At 34.8% G+C, this 19,196-nt stretch carries 19 protein-coding genes and 1 other annotated feature; of the genes, 9 read left to right on the forward strand and 10 right to left on the reverse strand.

Annotated features, from left to right (window positions below; genetic code table 11):
- The first annotated feature begins 130 nt into the window (after window positions 1-130).
- A complete protein-coding gene (locus tag SB773_RS28920) occupies window positions 131-427 on the forward strand; it encodes a DUF3992 domain-containing protein (RefSeq protein WP_410593643.1) in 297 nt (98 codons plus the stop codon).
- 24 nt (window positions 428-451) lie between these two features.
- Here SB773_RS28920 and brnQ3 read toward each other — a convergent pair whose 3' ends face one another.
- A complete protein-coding gene (gene brnQ3 / locus SB773_RS28925) occupies window positions 452-1,807 on the reverse strand; it encodes a branched-chain amino acid transport system II carrier protein BrnQ3 (RefSeq protein WP_044437985.1) in 1,356 nt (451 codons plus the stop codon).
- Between the two features lie 59 nt (window positions 1,808-1,866).
- Window positions 1,867-2,125, reverse strand: a binding site (T-box leader).
- A gap of 262 nt (window positions 2,126-2,387) precedes the next feature.
- Here brnQ3 and SB773_RS28930 point away from each other — a divergent pair.
- Complete coding sequence (locus SB773_RS28930; RefSeq protein WP_000880630.1) at window positions 2,388-2,597, forward strand: hypothetical protein; 210 nt, start codon at window positions 2,388-2,390, stop codon at window positions 2,595-2,597.
- 39 nt (window positions 2,598-2,636) lie between these two features.
- Here the strand turns inward: SB773_RS28930 and SB773_RS28935 are convergent, their stop codons facing one another.
- A complete protein-coding gene (locus SB773_RS28935) occupies window positions 2,637-3,413 on the reverse strand; it encodes a class I SAM-dependent methyltransferase (RefSeq protein ID WP_044437987.1) in 777 nt (258 codons plus the stop codon).
- Window positions 3,414-3,521: 108 nt separating this feature from the next.
- Between SB773_RS28935 and SB773_RS28940 the strand changes: the two genes are divergently transcribed.
- The gene (locus tag SB773_RS28940; RefSeq protein WP_002011668.1) at window positions 3,522-4,373 is read left to right on the forward strand and encodes a YhfM domain-containing protein; all 852 of its coding nucleotides are present in this window, start codon (window positions 3,522-3,524) and stop codon (window positions 4,371-4,373) included.
- Between the two features lie 172 nt (window positions 4,374-4,545).
- Here the strand turns inward: SB773_RS28940 and SB773_RS28945 are convergent, their stop codons facing one another.
- Window positions 4,546-4,743 carry a hypothetical protein gene (locus SB773_RS28945; protein WP_000776287.1) on the reverse strand — a complete coding sequence of 66 codons (198 nt, stop codon included), beginning with the start codon at window positions 4,741-4,743 and terminating at the stop codon, window positions 4,546-4,548.
- A 152-nt stretch (window positions 4,744-4,895) separates the two neighbouring features.
- Between SB773_RS28945 and SB773_RS28950 the strand changes: the two genes are divergently transcribed.
- The 3 genes from SB773_RS28950 (at window position 4,896) to hmpA (ending at window position 8,032) form a co-directional block, all read left to right on the forward strand.
- On the forward strand, window positions 4,896-5,993 hold the full coding sequence (locus tag SB773_RS28950) for a site-2 protease family protein (RefSeq protein WP_410593631.1): 1,098 nt from the start codon (window positions 4,896-4,898) through the stop codon (window positions 5,991-5,993).
- A 114-nt stretch (window positions 5,994-6,107) separates the two neighbouring features.
- Complete coding sequence (locus tag SB773_RS28955; RefSeq protein WP_061688841.1) at window positions 6,108-6,626, forward strand: hypothetical protein; 519 nt, start codon at window positions 6,108-6,110, stop codon at window positions 6,624-6,626.
- Window positions 6,627-6,823: 197 nt separating this feature from the next.
- Window positions 6,824-8,032 (forward strand): NO-inducible flavohemoprotein, encoded by a 1,209-nt coding sequence (gene hmpA / locus SB773_RS28960; protein ID WP_410593634.1) that lies wholly within the window; start codon window positions 6,824-6,826, stop codon window positions 8,030-8,032.
- Between the two features lie 29 nt (window positions 8,033-8,061).
- On the opposite strand, the gene SB773_RS28965 is transcribed toward hmpA, so the two are convergent.
- Window positions 8,062-8,574 carry a Crp/Fnr family transcriptional regulator gene (locus SB773_RS28965; protein WP_002086692.1) on the reverse strand — a complete coding sequence of 171 codons (513 nt, stop codon included), beginning with the start codon at window positions 8,572-8,574 and terminating at the stop codon, window positions 8,062-8,064.
- A gap of 170 nt (window positions 8,575-8,744) precedes the next feature.
- Between SB773_RS28965 and SB773_RS28970 the strand changes: the two genes are divergently transcribed.
- Window positions 8,745-8,972, forward strand: coding sequence for a hypothetical protein (locus tag SB773_RS28970; RefSeq protein WP_000883004.1), 228 nt, complete (start codon window positions 8,745-8,747; stop codon window positions 8,970-8,972).
- A gap of 293 nt (window positions 8,973-9,265) precedes the next feature.
- Here SB773_RS28970 and SB773_RS28975 read toward each other — a convergent pair whose 3' ends face one another.
- From SB773_RS28975 to SB773_RS28985, 3 genes are all read right to left on the reverse strand, one after another.
- Window positions 9,266-10,066, reverse strand: coding sequence for a sulfite exporter TauE/SafE family protein (locus SB773_RS28975; RefSeq protein ID WP_002086690.1), 801 nt, complete (start codon window positions 10,064-10,066; stop codon window positions 9,266-9,268).
- Window positions 10,067-10,183: 117 nt separating this feature from the next.
- Window positions 10,184-11,182 (reverse strand): inorganic phosphate transporter, encoded by a 999-nt coding sequence (locus SB773_RS28980; protein WP_002030715.1) that lies wholly within the window; start codon window positions 11,180-11,182, stop codon window positions 10,184-10,186.
- Between the two features lie 11 nt (window positions 11,183-11,193).
- Window positions 11,194-11,814 carry a DUF47 domain-containing protein gene (locus SB773_RS28985; protein ID WP_000231445.1) on the reverse strand — a complete coding sequence of 207 codons (621 nt, stop codon included), beginning with the start codon at window positions 11,812-11,814 and terminating at the stop codon, window positions 11,194-11,196.
- Window positions 11,815-12,125: 311 nt separating this feature from the next.
- Between SB773_RS28985 and SB773_RS28990 the strand changes: the two genes are divergently transcribed.
- A complete protein-coding gene (locus SB773_RS28990; protein ID WP_002166087.1) occupies window positions 12,126-14,165 on the forward strand; it encodes a transglycosylase domain-containing protein in 2,040 nt (679 codons plus the stop codon).
- A gap of 178 nt (window positions 14,166-14,343) precedes the next feature.
- Here the strand turns inward: SB773_RS28990 and SB773_RS28995 are convergent, their stop codons facing one another.
- From SB773_RS28995 to SB773_RS29005, 3 genes are all read right to left on the reverse strand, one after another.
- On the reverse strand, window positions 14,344-14,772 hold the full coding sequence (locus SB773_RS28995; protein ID WP_002166086.1) for a hypothetical protein: 429 nt from the start codon (window positions 14,770-14,772) through the stop codon (window positions 14,344-14,346).
- A 229-nt stretch (window positions 14,773-15,001) separates the two neighbouring features.
- Window positions 15,002-16,219 carry a Gly-Xaa-Xaa repeat protein gene (locus tag SB773_RS29000; RefSeq protein ID WP_410593639.1) on the reverse strand — a complete coding sequence of 406 codons (1,218 nt, stop codon included), beginning with the start codon at window positions 16,217-16,219 and terminating at the stop codon, window positions 15,002-15,004.
- A 246-nt stretch (window positions 16,220-16,465) separates the two neighbouring features.
- A complete protein-coding gene (locus tag SB773_RS29005) occupies window positions 16,466-17,731 on the reverse strand; it encodes an ATP-binding protein (protein WP_002126365.1) in 1,266 nt (421 codons plus the stop codon).
- Window positions 17,732-17,891: 160 nt separating this feature from the next.
- Here SB773_RS29005 and SB773_RS29010 point away from each other — a divergent pair, with 160 nt between their 5' ends.
- Window positions 17,892-18,737 (forward strand): DUF72 domain-containing protein, encoded by an 846-nt coding sequence (locus tag SB773_RS29010; RefSeq protein WP_410593641.1) that lies wholly within the window; start codon window positions 17,892-17,894, stop codon window positions 18,735-18,737.
- Window positions 18,738-19,196 lie beyond the last annotated feature (459 nt).

Raw genomic sequence — 19,196 nt, forward strand, 5'->3', positions numbered from 1 at the left:
TTCTTTTGAAGAAAATTTAGCCATAAAAAATGCACCTCCAATTGTTAGACCGTGTCTAACAATTGGGGTGCACTTCATATATGGTCAAAGCTTTTTATTGACGGTTATTTATGTAAGCGTTATCATTAAGGTGTTAACAGTACATACAAAGGGGAGAGAGTGTATGTTAGTTCAAACGATATTTGGAATGGATGAAACGAAAAAATTAGGTAACTATGTGGATGCGTTGCAAGCACTTTGTGAACAATATGATATTGAAACAGATCGTATTGCAATTATTGAGGCGACAGAAGAATATTATTTATTTCTAGTGAAGAAAGAAGATTGCTATGATGTTGTAAAAGTAGAAACAGTGGATACGAATATTGATTACTATACGAAAGCTTATAAAGTAAGTAGCTTTAATCATACTTCTTATCAAATGTAAAAAACTCCCGAAATGGGAGTTTTTTTATGATACTTTCGATTCAGGTGAATGATCCGTTAATGGTACTGCTTTGGCGCCACTTAATTTTGCGATAGCAAAACCGATAATAGCCCCAACTAATGCTGGTACTAACCAGCCAATTCCTTCATTATATAATGGAATAAACTCGAAATAAGATGTGATAGATGAAACAGGAATATTCCCTTGTTTTAATCCATCAAATACGCTCACAACTGCAGAACCAATTAACGCACCTACATAAACAGAACGATATCCACCGAAATATTTATGAAGTAATGATAGTAATACGAGTACAATCGCAATTGGATATACAACAAGTAAAATAGGAACAGAGATTGCGATAATTTTTGTTAAACCTAAGTTGGCAACTAATAATCCTAATGTGCAAATGACACTTGCTAACGTTGTGTATGAAAATTTTGTTAATAATGTTGAGAAGTATTGACTGCATGCAGATACAAGTCCAATACATGTTGTTAAGCAAGCGAGTGTAACGATAAGAGATAATAGAATTAGACCATATGGACCGAGTAATTGTTGTACGATAACGGTAAGTAGCTGTCCGCCGTTTGTTGCGTATCCGAGAGAGACACTAGTTGTACCGAGCCAGCCAAGTGCACCATATACAAGTACGAGACCAGTAGCGGCAATAAGTCCTGCTTTTGTTGTTGCGATGGCAATTGATTTGCGGTCATTCACACCTTTTGAGCGAATTGCATTTACAACGATAATTCCAAATGCAAGCGCTGAAATGGTATCCATCGTTAAGTATCCTTCCATAAAACCTTTGAAAACTGGAGAAGTTTGATACTCTTGCATTGCTGGTCCTGATTGCCCAAGTGGTGAAAATACACTCTTAAAGAATAATAAGAAAATAGAGAGTAATAAAATAGGTGTTAATACGCTTCCGATACGATCGACGAGTTTAGAAGGATTTAAACTAAGCCAAAATACGATAGCAAAGAAGATGACTGTGTATAAAAATAGCGTTAGGCTGCTAGAGCGAATAGTTTCTGGTAAGAAAGAACTAATTCCCATTTCATAAGCGACATTAGCAACACGTGGGATGCCCATAGATGGACCGATTGCAATGTATACAACTACCGTAAAGAATATTCCGAATAATGGGTGAACATGACTCGCAAGTTGTTGCATTCCATTTCCTGATAGAGAAATAGCGATAACAGTAAGTAGTGGTAAGCCGACTCCTGTTAGTAAAAAACCAATCATCGCTGGCCAAAAGTTTTCACCAGCATTTTGTCCAAGCATTGGAGGGAAAATTAAATTTCCTGCTCCAAAAAATAAAGAAAACAGCATAAGACCTGTGAAAAAAACATGTTTTTTTGATACAGTGTTCATTGTTTTTTTTCTCCTTTTTTGTAAATTCATTGTAAGAACACAAAAAACTCGTCCCTTAAGAAAGGGACGAGTTATATTTACCCGCGATACCACCCTAATTTATACATGTAGAAATATATCTATATGTATACGGCTTTACAACGTACAACATGATACGTGTTCCTTGTAACGGGGGACGACCGGTAAGAACTTACTTTAGCATTCGGTTCTACTTCTCGGAGATGATTTTCGGTTACGAACTGAGCGTTGGCTTTCAGCAAAATACCAACTCTCTGGGGAACAGCTCTATAACATACTCGTTCTCGTCAATGAATTTTTATTCAAGTATTCTGACAACATTTTTACATGTTTTTTTTAGAAAGTCAACATATTTTTTGGGAAATACTCTTTCCTGTAGAAATATAGCTGAGAATATAAGGGTTAATACTATTTGTAAAAATGCTGTAAAACATTATAGAGAATTGTAAAGTTTATGGAGAAAATCGATATTTATAGGAGTAAGGAAGGAATTGTTTGAATTTGCAGAGAATAATACAACAATCCACTTGCTGGAAAGAACAAACCAAAAGAGGTGACTGAAATGCTTGCGATGGGAGTATTATTTGGCATTATTGCTATAATTGGTTTTATGTGGTTATATTATTCGCGTTCGTTTAAACAAGCAGAAGTTTTACTCTTTCAAAAAGGTAGTTTGTTGACAAATCAGTCTAGATATTTAGTATGTCCGAAGTGTGGAAGTGCACAGGCCAGGAGTGGAGGATATCAAGAGTGTTGCAAAATTAGATTATGAAAGAAGGAAGCCTCACATTATTTTGTGAGGCTTCCTTCCTTACAATTTTTTCGCGCTCCAAATTGTCCAACGATCTCTTTCGATGATAGGAGAGACGTTTTGTAATGCCGTTTGGATATGATGTAGAAGTTGAGAAATTTCATTATCTGTTAGTTCATATAGAATGGATCGGCCTGTTCGAGGAGATAAATCTTGTAGCAAAGCCTCTACAGAATCATGTACTTTTCGTACTTCCCATTGTGTTTGAATGGGGAGCGCTTGAAGAGGATATGTTTGTAATAATTGCTGTATAGTAGTGGTTTTTGGTCTTCTTTGCGCTTCTGTTTCAATGAGTTTTGGAAAGACCGAGAAAAAATATCCACGAAGGTGTTCAGGACTTCCTGGGATTATACAATCTTCAATGGTCCGGTCTTGTAAAATAAGTAGACCGTCTTTTTTTAATATACGAGAAGCCTCTCGTATAAATGTGGGAATATCATGCAAATGATGAATGACTGCACGAGAAATGACAAGGTCGAATGTTTCATTAGGGAATGAGATATTATGTGCATCACCGTGAATGAATGAAATGTTTGGGAAGGCATTACAATTTTCTTTTGCAGCTTGTAATATTTCTTTTGAAAAATCAAGCCCAACAACATTTTTGGCTCCCATAAGAGCAAGTTTTTTCGTATAAATGCCTCCACCACAACCTATATCAATTATTTGTTTGTTTTGTACATCTACAATATTGTTTATTGTTTCCTGCCATGAAATATGTGCGTTACGATTTGCATACGTATACTTATTATTTGCATCATGAAAATTAATGGACATTGTAAAATCCTCCCTTCAGTTTATAGTATAGCTCATTCTATATAATGTAACGTTTTTGTTTTATGCATGAGGATTATAAGAATTTCTTATTGGAAAAGGAGAATCGATTTGAAAGGGAAATATTTAATGTTTTTATGTGTTATTTTACTCGCGTCGTGTGGTCAATCTGAGCAAAAGAAAGAACCGAAACAAGTAGAGGAGACAGTGAATGAAATGAGAGAACCATTACAAGTAACTGTTATGCAAAAAGGTAAAGAAGAAAAAAATTTAAAGAAAATGGATGCGGAGTTGGTGGTGGATATTATAAACAAAGCGGAAAAACAAGAAGTAACGGGTAGTTTTGGTGAACCGGAATATGAAATACAAATTAGTAGTGATGGAAAAAAAGAAACATATTATGCATGGTTAAGAGGAGAAGATCGCCGAGGATGGATTCAATATAAAAAAGATATGTATATGCTTAACGAAAAAGATACGGAAAAGCTTTTGGCTATCTTTCCAAAGATTCCAGAACAAAAAGAAGATGAGATGCAGGTAGGTACTTTAACGGAAGTAACAAAAAAAGACATGCAGATTACTGCGTTTCATATTAAAGCAGGTGATCAAAAAATGAATTATACAGTACGTTATACGATTTCACAATCACTATATAATAAGTTAGCAAAGGAACAAGAATATTATTTGCAATTAATTTTCCCAGAAAAGGTCCAAAAATTAATTGGCGCAAAAGAGAGTGAAATAATTTCAGCTGAAAAAGTAAAGGAAGGGTATAAACAGTATGAGTTGAATGTTACTGTTCCGATAAAAGATGCTTCAGAATCACAATTAAAATCACTAGAAACCTATTATGATAATCACGATTTACAAATATTAAATAGTAAGAAAGAAAAAGTAGGAGCATTTCAAAACATTATTCAAATTGTTAAAGAGTATGGTGAAAAAATGAATTTACAAAGATAAAGTGAAATTTTAATCAGTGGGGGCATCCCCCGCTGATTATTAGCACGACTCCTACCTAAATTCTTTGCTCCAGCCAAATTTTGAGGTGGGATTCTTACTGCTCGTAAATAGCGGGCAGTAAGAATCATAAAGTCTATATGGAAATGATAATAGAGGGGAAAGATCCCCTCTATTATTTTGCTTTTGCAGATGGCTCATTCATTGATTTTCGTGTGATTAGAAAGGAAATCATAAGAGCAGAAAGAATAATAAGGGCTATAAATAAGTGATTTGGCAACCAATCTAATAATAATACGTAGCTGACGGTATAAAAAATAAGAGTTGAAGCTAAAAACGATAGAGCGCCTATCATAAGAGATTGTAATTTCATTTGTATTTACCTCCTTTTATTTTTATTTTTGGCTAAAAATGGATGGAATAAACATTATTTCTAACAATAGAAAAAAATATGTCATAATAGAGAAAAAGAATAAGTTTTGATGAGTGTATATGGCTCAATAAAGCGAGATAAAGGAGAGGAATATGAAAAATAATAAAAAAGGATTATGGGGAGTTATCGTTGCAATAGGGTTATTTTTACTATCTAAGTTAAAATGGGTATTTGCAATTTTTAAGTTAGCAAAATTTTCAACAGTATTTAGTATGTTTTTATCGCTTGGTGCATACGCAGTCATATATGGTTGGAAGTTTGGGGTAGCACTCGTATATTTATTGTTTGTACATGAGATGGGGCATTTATGGGCAGCGAGAAAGAAAGGGATACCAACATCGCCAGCAATCTTCATACCATTTATGGGAGCTCTTATTGGGATGAAAGAGATGCCGAAAAATGCAAAAGATGAAGCTTACATTGCATATATGGGACCTCTTTTCGGGTTGCTTTCATTTTTACCCGCGATCCCACTGTATATAATCACGAAAGAGCCGTTTTGGGCGCTTATTATTTTACTTGGAAGTATGATTAATTTCTTTAACTTAATTCCAGTTTCTCCATTAGATGGTGGACGAATAATTTCAGTTGTAAGCACGAAAATTTGGGGAGCAGGGCTAGTTTTACTACTCGGCTATTCTATTTACTTCAAAAGTATTTTAGGAGGATTTATTTTTATTATCGGCTGTATGGAACTATATAGAGTAATAAAGAGAGATGAGCCGATTAAGGAATTAGGATATAAAATCGATGGAATGAAAGAATATGCTGCTAGGCTTGAAGAGGAATTAAAAGAAACTGGTGCGGTGCATCGAACGATTTATATGATTCACCATGAAATGAATGTATTAAGACAAAGAGAACGTGAAAAAGAATTAAAAACAGGAGAACTTCAAAAGATTGAAGTGCTAGAGTACATTTTACCAAAATTTGAGCCACTTGATTATATCCCATATGAAGATGAAAAAGAAATGCATACAATTCATATAAGAGAAGCATTTGAAATGTCAGAAAGAAAATTAAATGAATGGGAAACAGAAAAGGAACAACAAGAAAATTATTATAAAGTCGATACGAAAACGAAATGGACAGTATTTGCTTGTTATATCGGATTAATGGCTATACTCGGTTATACAGCTTATGAAGGTTATGTTGTTTTACAAGAGCATTTACCAAGGAGAAGTTTGTAGAAAAATAGTGTCGAAATGAAAAGGAGGATTTAAACAGGAATTACATTTCTACGAGAGAATGTTACAAGTGTAACAGTACATTGTAATATTCATAGTAGAAAAGGGGTTCTGTATATGAAGAAATTGTTAAGTGTATTGGTAACTATTACTGTGATGGCAATAGCGAGCTATAGTCTTATGAAAGTACTATTATATTATGCGAATAAGTCTGCTGGAGTAAATACAGTAGCACAAATAGAAGAGGTGCAAGAGAAGAAGAAGACACTCGATTTTGTTCGTACGACACATGAAAGTTATAATAATTTCTTGAATTATGGCAAGGCAGAGAAATATACAGATGGGGATTGGAAACATTTTAAACAATGGTTTCAAGAGCAAGAAGCCTCTTTAAAAAATATACATAAAGAAATAAAAAATGAAAAAATAAAACGCGATGTGAATAGAAGTTATGAAATTGTAAAAAAAGGTGTGGAGCTTCAGAATATGGAGTATGTAATCTATGCTCATCGCGTATATCATGACTTGGATATACTTGTAAATAAATATAAAGGTGAGACGAATGTATGGGGGTATACCGAGTTTGGAGATGGGCAGAATATACAAGTAATTGAACAAGCAATACAAACGAAGTAGTAGGCTAGCTAGAATTCTAGTTAGCTTTTTTTTGAGCACTATTAATGATGATGATGGCTAATAAAAATTTACTTAATATGTGCATTGTTCATATATTTTTCACAAAAACACCATGTTAATAGTGATTAAAATCACAATATGAATTATGCAATTCAGTTAAACTAAAAACAGTTAAGGAAATAGAGGAGTGGGATACAATGTTAAGTGCAAAAACAATTGAAATCGTAAAGTCAACAGTACCGTTATTACAAGAAAAAGGCGTTGAGATTACAACGAGATTTTATCAAATTTTATTTTCGGAACATCCGGAGTTATTGAATATTTTCAACCATACGAACCAGAAAATAGGAAGACAACAACAAGCATTAGCAAATGCTGTTTATGCAGCTGCAATGTACATTGATAATTTAGAAGCTATTATTCCAGTTGTAAAACAAATCGGTCATAAGCATAGAAGTTTAGGTATTAAAGCAGAGCATTATCCAATAGTAGGTACATGCTTACTACGAGCGATTAAAGAGGTCGCAGGCGCACCTGATGAAGTTTTAAATGCATGGGGAGAAGCGTATGGCGTCATTGCTGATGCATTCATTAGCATTGAAGCGGGTATGTATGAAGAAGCTGCACATAAAGAAGGTGGATGGAAAGATTTCCGCAACTTTGTGATTGTTAAAAAAGTGAAGGAAAGCGACGTTATTACATCATTTTATTTAAAACCTGAAGATGGCGGGAAAGTTTCTTCATTCATCCCAGGACAATATGTAACGATTCAAATAAATATTAAAGGTGAGACATATACACATAATCGTCAATATAGCTTGTCTGATGCTCCAGGAAAAGAATATTATCGTATTAGTGTAAAGAAAGAAAAAGGTGTAGATACACCAGATGGTAAAGTATCTAATTACTTACATGATCATGTAGGGGAAGGGGATGTCTTACCAGTAAGTGCACCAGCGGGAGATTTCGTATTAAATATGGAGTCAACATTACCTGCTGTACTAATTAGTGGTGGAGTAGGTATTACACCGATGATGAGTATGTTAAATACGTTAATTGAACAAGAATCAAAGCGTAATGTATGCTTTGTTCATGCGGCGATAAATAGTAATACACATGCGATGAAAGAGCATGTTGAGACAGTAGAAAAAGAGTATGAACAAGTTAAAGCATATACTTGCTATTCTTCACCGACAGAGCAAGATGTGGAAATGAAGAATTTTGATCAAGAAGGATTCATTGAACGTGAATGGTTACAAACTATTATTCCAACGACTGATGCAGAATTTTATTTCTGCGGTCCAGTACCATTTATGAAACATATAAATGCTGCATTAATTGATTTGGGTGTTAAACAAGAGAGCATTCATTATGAATTTTTCGGTCCCGCAGCAAGCTTACAATAGGTTAACGTTGCCAAGCGAAAAACGAGGTATTATTTTACCTCGTTTTTTGCTTGTTCTCTAAGTAAGCGATTTACTGTTTCGCGGCGTACACCTATGAGCTGACCAATTTCAGTTTGTGTTAATATTTCATAAATAGGGATGTCACCTAAATAAAAGGTGAACCACTCTTGTAAACGATGAAGGCGCTCTTTAGGAGAGACAGTTGTCAATTGATCGATACGCTGTTGCATCATTCTTAACTTCGATTGTAATTGTATAGCGATATTTTCATATGATGCAGGATTTGCCTGAAGTTTGTCGTACCATTCATTGCTAATTATAGGCTCCACTTCTGTTTTCATTAAAGCGATAGCTGTACCGTGATATTCCTTCGGTGAAATTAAAGAATGGTGAGGTATCGTTTCACCAGGAACGATAATATTAAATAAAAATGGTGTTCCGTCTTCTTCTAACCGAATAACTTTTAATAAACCTGTTTTTATAAAATATAATGGACCGTCCTCACCTTGACGGAATAATACATCTCCCTTATGTAGAATCAATGTTAGCCCCCCATTAAAACATTTCTATTTCTTATATTTTAGCGTATATGTATAAAGACAATATGCTCTTTAAACAGCAATTTCATTGACGAAATGTATGCTATTACAGTAGTATACTATTTAGTGTGTAATAGTACTAGCAATGAATACGCTGTAGGGGGTTTAGTATATTGTTAGATGCGATGAAGATGACGGATATGAGAATTCCGGCGAATGCTATCATTCATGTGGAAGAGATGAAAGGTGGAGTCGTTTTATCCGTTGAAATAGACGGCCAAATTATTTATACGATGGCTTATGATGAAGAAACAGATAGTTATGCTGAATTATATGATCGAAACGATAAGAGGGCGTGCCAGGTACATGAAGACTTTATGGGATGGTCACTTCTTCACTAAAAAGATGTCAATATGACATCTTTTTTTATTGAATCGATAGATTATACAAAGAAATGAAATATAAGGATAAAATTTGTAATAAATGATTTTGCATTGTTAGCGCTTTGTAACTGTAAGATAACTGTTTTTTCGCTATCATAAAGATAACAGTCATAGCTATAGGAGTGATCTACTTGAAGAAATTACATATTTCAAATTTTATGCTATTAAGTGTTTGTTTAGTTTTATTTGTTCTCCTAGGAGCCTTTTTATATTCATGTGTATAAGAAAAAACGCATTCTAGAAAGAACGCGTTATAAAAATGAAGTAATGATTAATCTAGTTCCAAGAATAATTAATGTGATACGTAATAAATTAATTACTGCATTACCGCTTAATTTTGTGTTAATATAAGCCCCGATTTTTCCGCCAATCCATGCACCAGGAATAAGAATTAATGCATAAGCCCAGCTGACATTTCCTAGAGAGATGTGAGTTAAAGAACTTACAATTGCTGAGAGAAATACGATAAACATTGAAGTTGCTACAGCAATGTGTGCTGGGAACGCAAAAAGGAGCATCATCGCTGGCACAAGTAAGGCACCACCACCGATTCCAAATAATCCGGATATAAATCCAACTATAAAGGCAATAAAGATAGCGAGAAATGGTGGGAATTGATAGTCTACAGTATTTCCTTCGTTATCTGTAAAAGATCGCTTAATTACAGTCATATTTGATAGGGAAAGAGGTTTCAATTTGTCTCGTAGTATAAGAAGAATGGAGACGAATATAAGAAAAATCCCAAAGTATAAAGAAAATGTATCTTGGTTTAAAAATTTGTTTGCCCATGATCCGATAATACCACCAGGGCCACTCCCGATAAATAAAATAAGTCCACTTTTATAATCTACCCGTTTATGTTTCATATAAGTAAGGGTAGAAGCCAGCCCTGTAAAAACGACTGTTACCATAGAAGTTCCTACTGCGAGTTGTGGTGATAAACTGTGTAATCCAATTAATAACGGAACGATAATAATTCCGCCTCCAAGTCCGACTAGGCTCCCGACTGTCCCGGCGATTAATCCGATGAAAAGTAACATGATGTATTCCAAAATTGCCAACTCCTCTATATAACTTATCCATCAATCATTATACACGCTTTTTAATAAGAAATAGGCTTGTTCACAAAAAAGTCGTCTTCCTAGAAAAATAAGGAAGACGACTTTTGATTAAAAGATTAAGTGTAATAAGTAGTAAAATAATGCAGCTAAAGAAGCTGAAATAGGAAGTGTAATAACCCATGTAATTAACATGCGTTTTGCAGTTCCCCATTTTACACCTTTCACGCGATGTGAAGCACCAACTCCTAAAATAGAAGAAGAGATAACGTGCGTCGTACTAACCGGTAAGTGAATAAATGTTGCGCCGAAAATAACAAGTGATGATGATAAATCGGCAGCTACACCATTTACAGGACGAATTTTCATAATTTGTCCACCGACAGTTTTAATAATTTTCCAACCACCGACAGAAGTACCAAGACCCATTGCGATTGCACAAGATAATTGTACCCAGAAAGGGATATCGCCAGAAGTATGATAGTTATTGGCCATAAGAGCCATCGTAATGATTCCCATTGCTTTTTGTGCATCATTCGTACCGTGCGTATAAGCTTGTAATGCAGCGGTGAAAATCTGGAATATACGGAAGTTCTTGTTCGTTTTCGTTAAGTTAAAGTTTTTAAATACCACTTTAAAAATACTATATACGATGTAACCAATAACAAAAGCGATGATCGGTGAAATGATTAAAGCTTCAAGAATTTTTATAAACCCTTTATAGTTTAATGCGCTAATACCAGCAGCAGCAATTGCTGCACCAGCGATTGCGCCAATGATTGCATGCGAAGAACTACTTGGAATGCCATAGTACCAAGTGATCAAATTCCAGACTATTGCCGCAAGCAAAGCAGCTAAAATTACAAGAGAACCATTTTGCAAAGCAAACGGGTCAACAATATCTTTTGTAATCGTTTTTGCTACACCTGTAAATGTCATCGCACCTAAAAAGTTCATAATAGCTGCCATAACAATTGCATGTCTAGGCTTTAGAGCTTTCGTTGAAACAGCCGTTGCGATAGCGTTTGCTGTATCGTGAAATCCATTGATAAAGTCAAAAGCTAAAGCGCAAATGACTACTAAAACGGTCAGTATCAAGAGTGTATCCATGATCAAACTCCTTACGCGTTCTTCATAATGATTGTTTCTAATACGTTTGCAACGCTTTGACAGCTATCAGCTACTTCTTCAAGCTCTTCGTAAATCTCTTTAAATTGAATAATCTTAATCGGATCTTTCTCACGAGAGAATAAGTGCTTAATCGCATGACGGCGAATATCATCACATTGTGACTCGTAATCCTTAATCTTGATCGCATTTGTACGAATATCGACTAATTTCTTTTTAGAAAGTAGTTCAACAGAATTTGCAATCTCAATCGCACATTGATTAATTGCTTCAACGAATTTAATCATGTATTCATCAGCTTCTGTAATAGAATACATTTCGAATAGACCAGCACTGTGATCTAATCCGTCTAATACATCATCCATACTCATTGCAAGTTGTAGGATGTCTTCACGTTCAATAGGAGTAATAAACGCTTTGTTTAGCTCCATAATGATTTCGTGAATGAATGAGTCACCTTTTGACTCATACTCTTTCATGCGCATAGAAAACTCTTTTAAATCGCTAGCATTTTTAATTTTATACTCCACGAAAAACTGCGCGCCTTCTTTTAAATTTTCGGAAACGTTCATAAGCATTTCAGAAAATTTATCTTTTTTTGATTTAAAGACCATTATTGTTACCCCCACAAAAGTAATATATGTAAAATATATTGGCTAATCAATTCTAACAAAAAACTGTCGTTTTTTAAAACATTTTATCGAAAAGTTTACAAAAACTTAACATAACTCTCATTGTTGTATTAATAATATTAATACTCAACAATGAATATCTTACTTGTAGAATGTCCTTTTCTTGCAAAAAGTATGAATGTGAAAGAAAAGCTTTACACTATAGGAACGACTACGTTATTATAATAAATTTAAAAGGAGGTATATTCTTCCTTTTAAAAAGAAGAGTGTAAACAAATGAAGGAAGTGAACCAATGAAATTGAAGAACACTCACTTAAAAAAAACGCTTGAGTGGTTCAATAAGAGGAAGAAACTACGCAATTCATTAATTGTATTGGGAAGTTTACTTGCTACTCTATTTATTGTTGTAAATATAATAATTTCCATTCAAGATATATCTGAATTAAAACAAGCTGTTCCACAACCGACTTTAATTTATGATGCAAATAATGAAGTTGCGACTAAATTAGCTTCTTCTAAAACAGAAGGGGTCAAAAGGAAAGATATTCCTGATATTATGGTTCAAGCAATTGTTGCAGTAGAAGATAAGGAATTTTTTAGTCATCATGGTATTTACTATAGTGGAATTATAAGTGCTGTATTTAAGAACATTACAGCCGGTGAAGTTGTGGCAGGTGGTAGTACAATTACACAACAACTTGCGAAAAATGTATTTTTAACGCAAGACCGTACATTCTCGCGTAAAATAAAGGAATACTTTCTAACGAAAAAAATAGAACGTACTTATACGAAAGATGAAATTGTTGAAATGTATATGAATCAAATTTATTTTGGTGAAGGTGCTTGGGGGATAAAAAGAGCAGCTAAATCTTATTTTGATAAAGAAGTAAAAGACTTAACGATTTCAGAAGCTGCAACGATTGCAGGATTAATTAAAGCGCCATCTGCGTATTCGCCGTATAAAAACTTTAATAAATCAATTGAAAGACGTAATGTCGTATTAGGTTTAATGAAGGAGCAAGGATATATTTCTGAAGAACAATATAATCAGGAGAAAGAATCAGGTCTTGTATTACGACGTGGTGTTGACGATAAATATAAGGGGAAATATTCTCAATACGTAGATTATATTGTTAGAGAAGCGATGGACAAGTATGAATTAACACAAAATGAAATTTTAGCAGGTGGCTATCGTATTTATACGGAACTTGACTCGAAAAAACAACAAGCGGTTGAAGATGTTGTGAATAATGATAGTTATTTTAAAGATAGTGGCTCAGATCAGCTTATGCAAACTGGAGTGGTCCTTATGAATCCAAAAACTGGCGGTGTTCCGGCTTTAGTTGGAGGCAGAGGTCCTTATCAATTTTTGCAGTTTAATCATGCAACACAATTAAAAAGACAGCCAGGTTCAACGTTAAAGCCTCTTGCAGTGTATGTACCAGCGTTAGAACAAGGATATGAAGTATACGATGTCTTAAAAGATGAACCGTTTAATATTAAAGAATATGCACCACAAAATAGTGATCATACGTTCCATGGTAATGTGACGATGTATGAAGCGGTGGCAAAGTCATATAATGTTTCAGCAGTTTGGTTATTAGAGAAAATTGGATTAGATAAAGGATTGAAATCTTTAGAGCGGTTTGGTATTCCATTAGAGCCTGAAGACCATACGTATCCGATTGCTTTAGGAGGTATGCATGTAGGGACTTCACCATTTGTAATGGCTCAAGCGTATAGCGCACTTGCAAATGATGGTGTCCAAGTAGAAGCTCATGCCATTAGAGAAATCCAAAATGCTGAAGGGGAAACAATTGGTAAATGGTATAAGAAAGAAACTCGTGTGACGAACGAGAAAGTTGCCCAAAAGATGACATACTTATTAAAAGGTGTTATTGAAAGGGGAACAGGTGAAAAAGCGAAAGTTAATAATATCGATACCGCAGGCAAGACAGGGACTACCCAGCTTGTAAATGGACCAAGCACTGGTGCGAAGGATTCGTGGTTTGTTGGATACACACCGGATTTAGTAGGTGCGATTTGGGTAGGGTATGATAAAACGGATAGTGAGCATTATGTGCCAGGAGGCAGCCAAATTACAACGACAATGTTCCGGGATATTATGAAGAAAGCGAATGGAAATCCAACTCAAAAGGCATTTCAGTTATCACTAATACCTGAGGCGGATTATACAAAACAATTAAAAACGATTGAGGAAGAAAAACGAAGGAAAGAAGAAGAGAAAAAACGAAAAGAAGAGGAACAACAAAGAAAAGAACAGCAAAATGAATGGATAGATAAAGTGAAAGAGTGGATTCCATTTTGGTAAAAAAAGAGGCGAATAACGAGTTCGCCTCTTTTTTATGAGAAATGAGCGGTTTTATCTCGGTTCAAAATGTGGCAACAGAAAAGAAGTTAGGTGAGAATCGAGCTGCCTATAAAAATTTGATGGGTTTAACTTAATAATCCGTGGGGATGGGAAAAGCGCCACGGATTAAAGCTTCAGTTTATTTATTTAGCGTAACATTGGTCCTACCGAAGGATTGAGAATCATACGTGACGGTTATTATTCCTTTACTAATAGGTTCATATGGCAATTCCTCTTCGAAACTTCCAGTATTTTCATTATGGATAGAGAGTGTTATTTCATCAACGTCTTTATTTTTATATTGATCTTTAATCGTTTCAGCGATTTGAAGTAGGTTTTCATAACTAGAAGCTTCTGTAATAAGCATTCCTTTTATAACTTTTTTTTCATTTTGTGTGGAAGAGGAATACGGGATGTTGTTTTGTTTTGTATACAGAAGTTCGTATGGAATTGTTTTTCTTTCTGCTTTTGAAACATTTGAATAGTTTAGAGTTAAAAGAAACCCTATACATAAAATTATGCATACCATAAGAACAAACCAAAAACGTGTCAGTGATATAATTCGCATTGTCATCCCTCTTTCATGTCTTTGTCTTCACTATTCATCATACAAAAAGAGGATTAAGCTAGAGTAAATTTGAAGTAAAGAAACGTAAAGAAGGAGCACTTATCCTCCAAAATAAGTGCTCCTTTTTATTAAAAGAAAGATTTAACATACAATCAAAATAATACAAATTACTATAAATTACTATAAATCAAACATTCTTGGTCGTTCAAAAATAAAATGAAAACTAAAATTAGTAAATTCGGAAGACTGATAGTGTAGCTGTTGTGTCACCAGTGTTAGGGATGGAAATAGTATTTACTGTAGGTTGTACAGAGATTGTTGTACCAGCTGTTAAAGTAACAATTGTGGAAAAAGAAACCGCACTACCGATAACGTTAGTTGAAAAATTACGAGTAGGTGGTTGACCGTTGAATGAAATACCGAATCCAAATGGTGAAGAACCCGGGAAGGTTGTAGATGCTGAGAAACTAATATCGTATACTCCTGTTTCTAAAATAGTTAAAGTATCTGAAGTGTCATTAAAAATGAGATTATTTAGTTCGAAAACTTGATTAAATTGGATATTCGTTCCAGGTGATATAGTTTGTGGATTAGAATTTCCTATTGCTGCTATAGTTACAGGGAGTGGTGTGCCGGACGGTCCAGTAGCGCCAGTAGCACCTTGAGCACCAGCCGGACCTTGAGCACCTTGAGCACCTTGAGCACCTTGAGCACCAGTAGCACCAGCCGGACCTTGAGCGCCTTGAGCACCTTGAGCACCAGTAGCACCAGCCGGACCTTGAGCGCCTTGAGCACCTTGAGCGCCAGTAGCACCAGCCGGTCCTTGGGCACCAGCAGGTCCTTGAATACCTTGTGGTCCTTGAAGTCCAGTAGCACCTTGAGCACCAGCAGGTCCCTGAGTCCCTTGAATACCTTGAGGTCCTTGAGGTCCAGTAGCACCCCGAGTGCCAGCCGGTCCTTGAGGTCCAGTAGGTCCTATTGTTCCTCCACCAAGGCAACCTGATCCATATTGAACTAGGATAGCTTGAATTTCTGTAATGAGCTTAACTAGTTTATCGATAGTACAGCAATCGATTTTGAATAACTTAGCAATATACAATAAATAATTAAGCAAACTTTGTAGTTCAACGTACAATGCTCCGCATGAGAAAGGTGAGGACTTTAGGATAGTTAATAAGTTAGCAATAATAGAACTACCAATTTTTTCTTGTGCAGGTGATAAATCTAAGCAACTGAGGAATTTTTGAAGATTATTGAGGAGAGAAATTAGTTTATCGATGTTATCTTGAGAAGGGTTTTGAAATACAGCTTGAATACTTTGACCAAGAGCTTGAAGAAGTCTAGCATACTCTTTTAGTTCTGCCTTAGAGATGTTAATATAACTGCAAGCTCTTACTTCGCAACAATCATTACCATAAAACACTTTCCCTTTATTTTTGTTGGACATTTGTTCATTCCTTTCTTTTATAGAATAAATAGTCGTTACTATATAATAAACTGAATTCGTGAGGGACAAACTACTATTTCTAAAAAAATAAGAAGTTTACCTATCTTGTGAAAACAAAGAACAATTAAGAGATAGAGAAAGATTTATATGAGTTAAAAAAGAATAGGTTAGAATAAAAAAACTGCACGCAAATTGTTAGATTATATCTAACAATTTGCGTGCAGTTCGTGGAACAGCCCAACCTTTTTAATGATTAATTCGTTCATAGTTCGCTTTAGGTAAAATTGGAATAGAAATAGTGAAAGTTGTACCGTTTTGATTACTAGACATTTTTAATGTACCGTTATGATTTTGAATAATTTTCTTCGTTACTGACAAGCCCAGTCCTGTTCCTGAATCTTTTGTTGAGAAGAATGGATCAAAGATATATTCTTGAATAGCTGGAGGAACCCCAGTTCCGTTATCTGTGAAAGTAATCCGAACAAAGTTATCTAGGCGATAACTAGAAATTTGAATGGAAAGAGGTCTTTCGCCTCGAGCATCGATAGCATTTTGAAATAAATTTAAAAAAACTTGCACAAGTTCATGACGATCGATATTGACAAGTACACCATCTAATTCCGTAGAAAATTCATAGTCAATAGAAATATTGTGTAAAAAAACTTCACTAGCAAGTAGTTGTTGAATATATTCGCGTAAAAACGTATTGATGGGAAAAGGTTCTCTAGTAAATTCACGCGTTTTTGAAATGGCTAAAAATTTTGTGATAATACTATTTGCACGATCTAGTTCAGGAATGAGTAGACTTTTAAACAATTCTTTATTGGATGGAGAAACGTTATCTTGTAGAAATTGCAAGTATCCACGTACCGTTGTAAGGGGATTTCGTACTTCATGAGCAATCCCAGCTGCGATTCGTCCTGCTAATGAAAATTTTTCTGCATCACGTTCTGTGTTTAAATAATGGAAGACACTAATAACTCTAAAAATCTCTCCGTTATAATCCCGAATAATTCGATTGTTTAAAATACCATAGTTTTTGTCTAACACTTCTTCATTATATATTTCTGTTCCTGTTCTTAATGTTTCAATCGCTTTAATTTGTTCTTCTGGCAAGTTTAGTAATTGTTGAATTGGCTTTCCAATTATATCATTTCGTACTACACCAAAATCATCTGCTGCAGCTTGATTACATAAAGTTATATTTCCTTTACTATCAACAAAGGTGACATGATGTGAAAAAGCATCAAAAATATGAACAAAGTATGTTTCAAGTTGTTCAAATAAAAATAATGAATCGCAAGTAAGTTGAAAATCAGCCTTTTTATTCTCTTTTTGTATGTTTTGAATGGAATGAGTCGTTCTCGTTTTCTTAATTTGTAAACCAATATGTGGATTTTTGTATGTGAAATGATGTGGTAATTGATTCACAAGCTCTTCATATAACCGCACTTTATTTTCTAGTTCTTCTATTCGTTTTTCATGAGATACAATATCATCGTTTGGAAGCATAAATAAATAACCCCTCAATTTAAAAATTCTTCCATTTAGTATATCATATTTTTATACGGATACTCTTAAAGAAGGGGCTACTTAATGAAATTGATTAGCTGAAATGTCCGGGAAGTGAGTAGAATGGATAGAAGGTGAAGTTAAAAAGGGAGGGATATATTTGCTTTTCATTGGAGTGACAGGGTGGGGAGATCATGATTCTTTATATATAAATCCCTATGAAAATAGAAATAAATTGCGAACTTATAGTGAACATTTTCCCATTGTGGAAGTAGATAGTTCATTTTATGCGATACAACCTGCGCGGAATTATACAAAATGGGCGATGGAGACGCCGAAAGATTTTTCTTTTATAGTAAAAGCCTATCAAGGAATGACAGGACATATGAAAGGGGAAATCCCTTTTTCTACGTTCGATGAGATGTTTGATGTGTATAAACAATCCATTCTTCCTTTAATAGAAGCAAATAAATTAAAAATGATTTTATTTCAATATCCACCATGGTTTGATTGTAAAGTGAAAAATGTAGATTTACTTCGATACACGAAAGAAAAAATGGAAGATTTACCATGTGCATTAGAGTTTCGAAATCAAACATGGTTTTATCCAGAAATGAGAGATAAGACGTTACAGTTTTTAGAAAAAGAAAACTGGATTCATACAATTTGCGATGAGCCTCAGGCTGGAATAGGATCAGTACCGCTTATATTAGAGGCAACAAACTCGGACATGGCGTTAATACGTTTTCATGGCCGAAATGTTCATGGTTGGCTGGATAAAGGAGAAAATTGGAGAGCGGTTCGCTGTTTATATCGTTATAATAGTAAAGAATTGGCGGAATGGGTAGAACGATTAGAGCAATTGAAAAAGAAGACGAAGGATATATTTGTATTGTTTAATAATAATTCGGGCGGAGATGCAGCGGATAATGCGAAACAGCTTATGAAAATGATGAACATTACATATGGTGAGCCGAAACCTGAGCAATTAAATTTGTTTGAATGATGATAAACAAGAAAGGCACTGTACAAACAGGGGGAATGTACAGTGCCTTTCTATATGAAAAAGAGGGGTAACAATGTTACTGAGCGTTTGGTTGATTCATCAATTGTTGGCTTCATAATAAATGATAATGGTTATCATTATCATTGTCAATGGTTTTTCGGAAAATAAGTAAAAAACTTTTTATCCCGCTATTTGCGGCAGTAAAACTCCTACCTCAAAATTCGGCTGGAGCAAAGAAGTTAGGTGGGAGCCCTGCTGCCCGTAAACGCCCGATTGGTGAAGGCTAATAATCAGTGGGGGATGAACAAAACCCCCACTGATTATTAGCCTTCACTTTATATTTTAAATAGTAATAAAAAAAGAACAGCAATTTGAAGTGACCTGAAGTGACCCCTAAAAGTTAGACACGGTTATTTCATTAGGCAACTTGATCCAAATGAGTCCGGTATTGTACCGGGC

Origin of the sequence: Bacillus sp. SIMBA_074 (assembly GCF_046534555.1) — a bacterium.
Classification (GTDB): domain Bacteria; phylum Bacillota; class Bacilli; order Bacillales; family Bacillaceae_G; genus Bacillus_A; species Bacillus_A mycoides.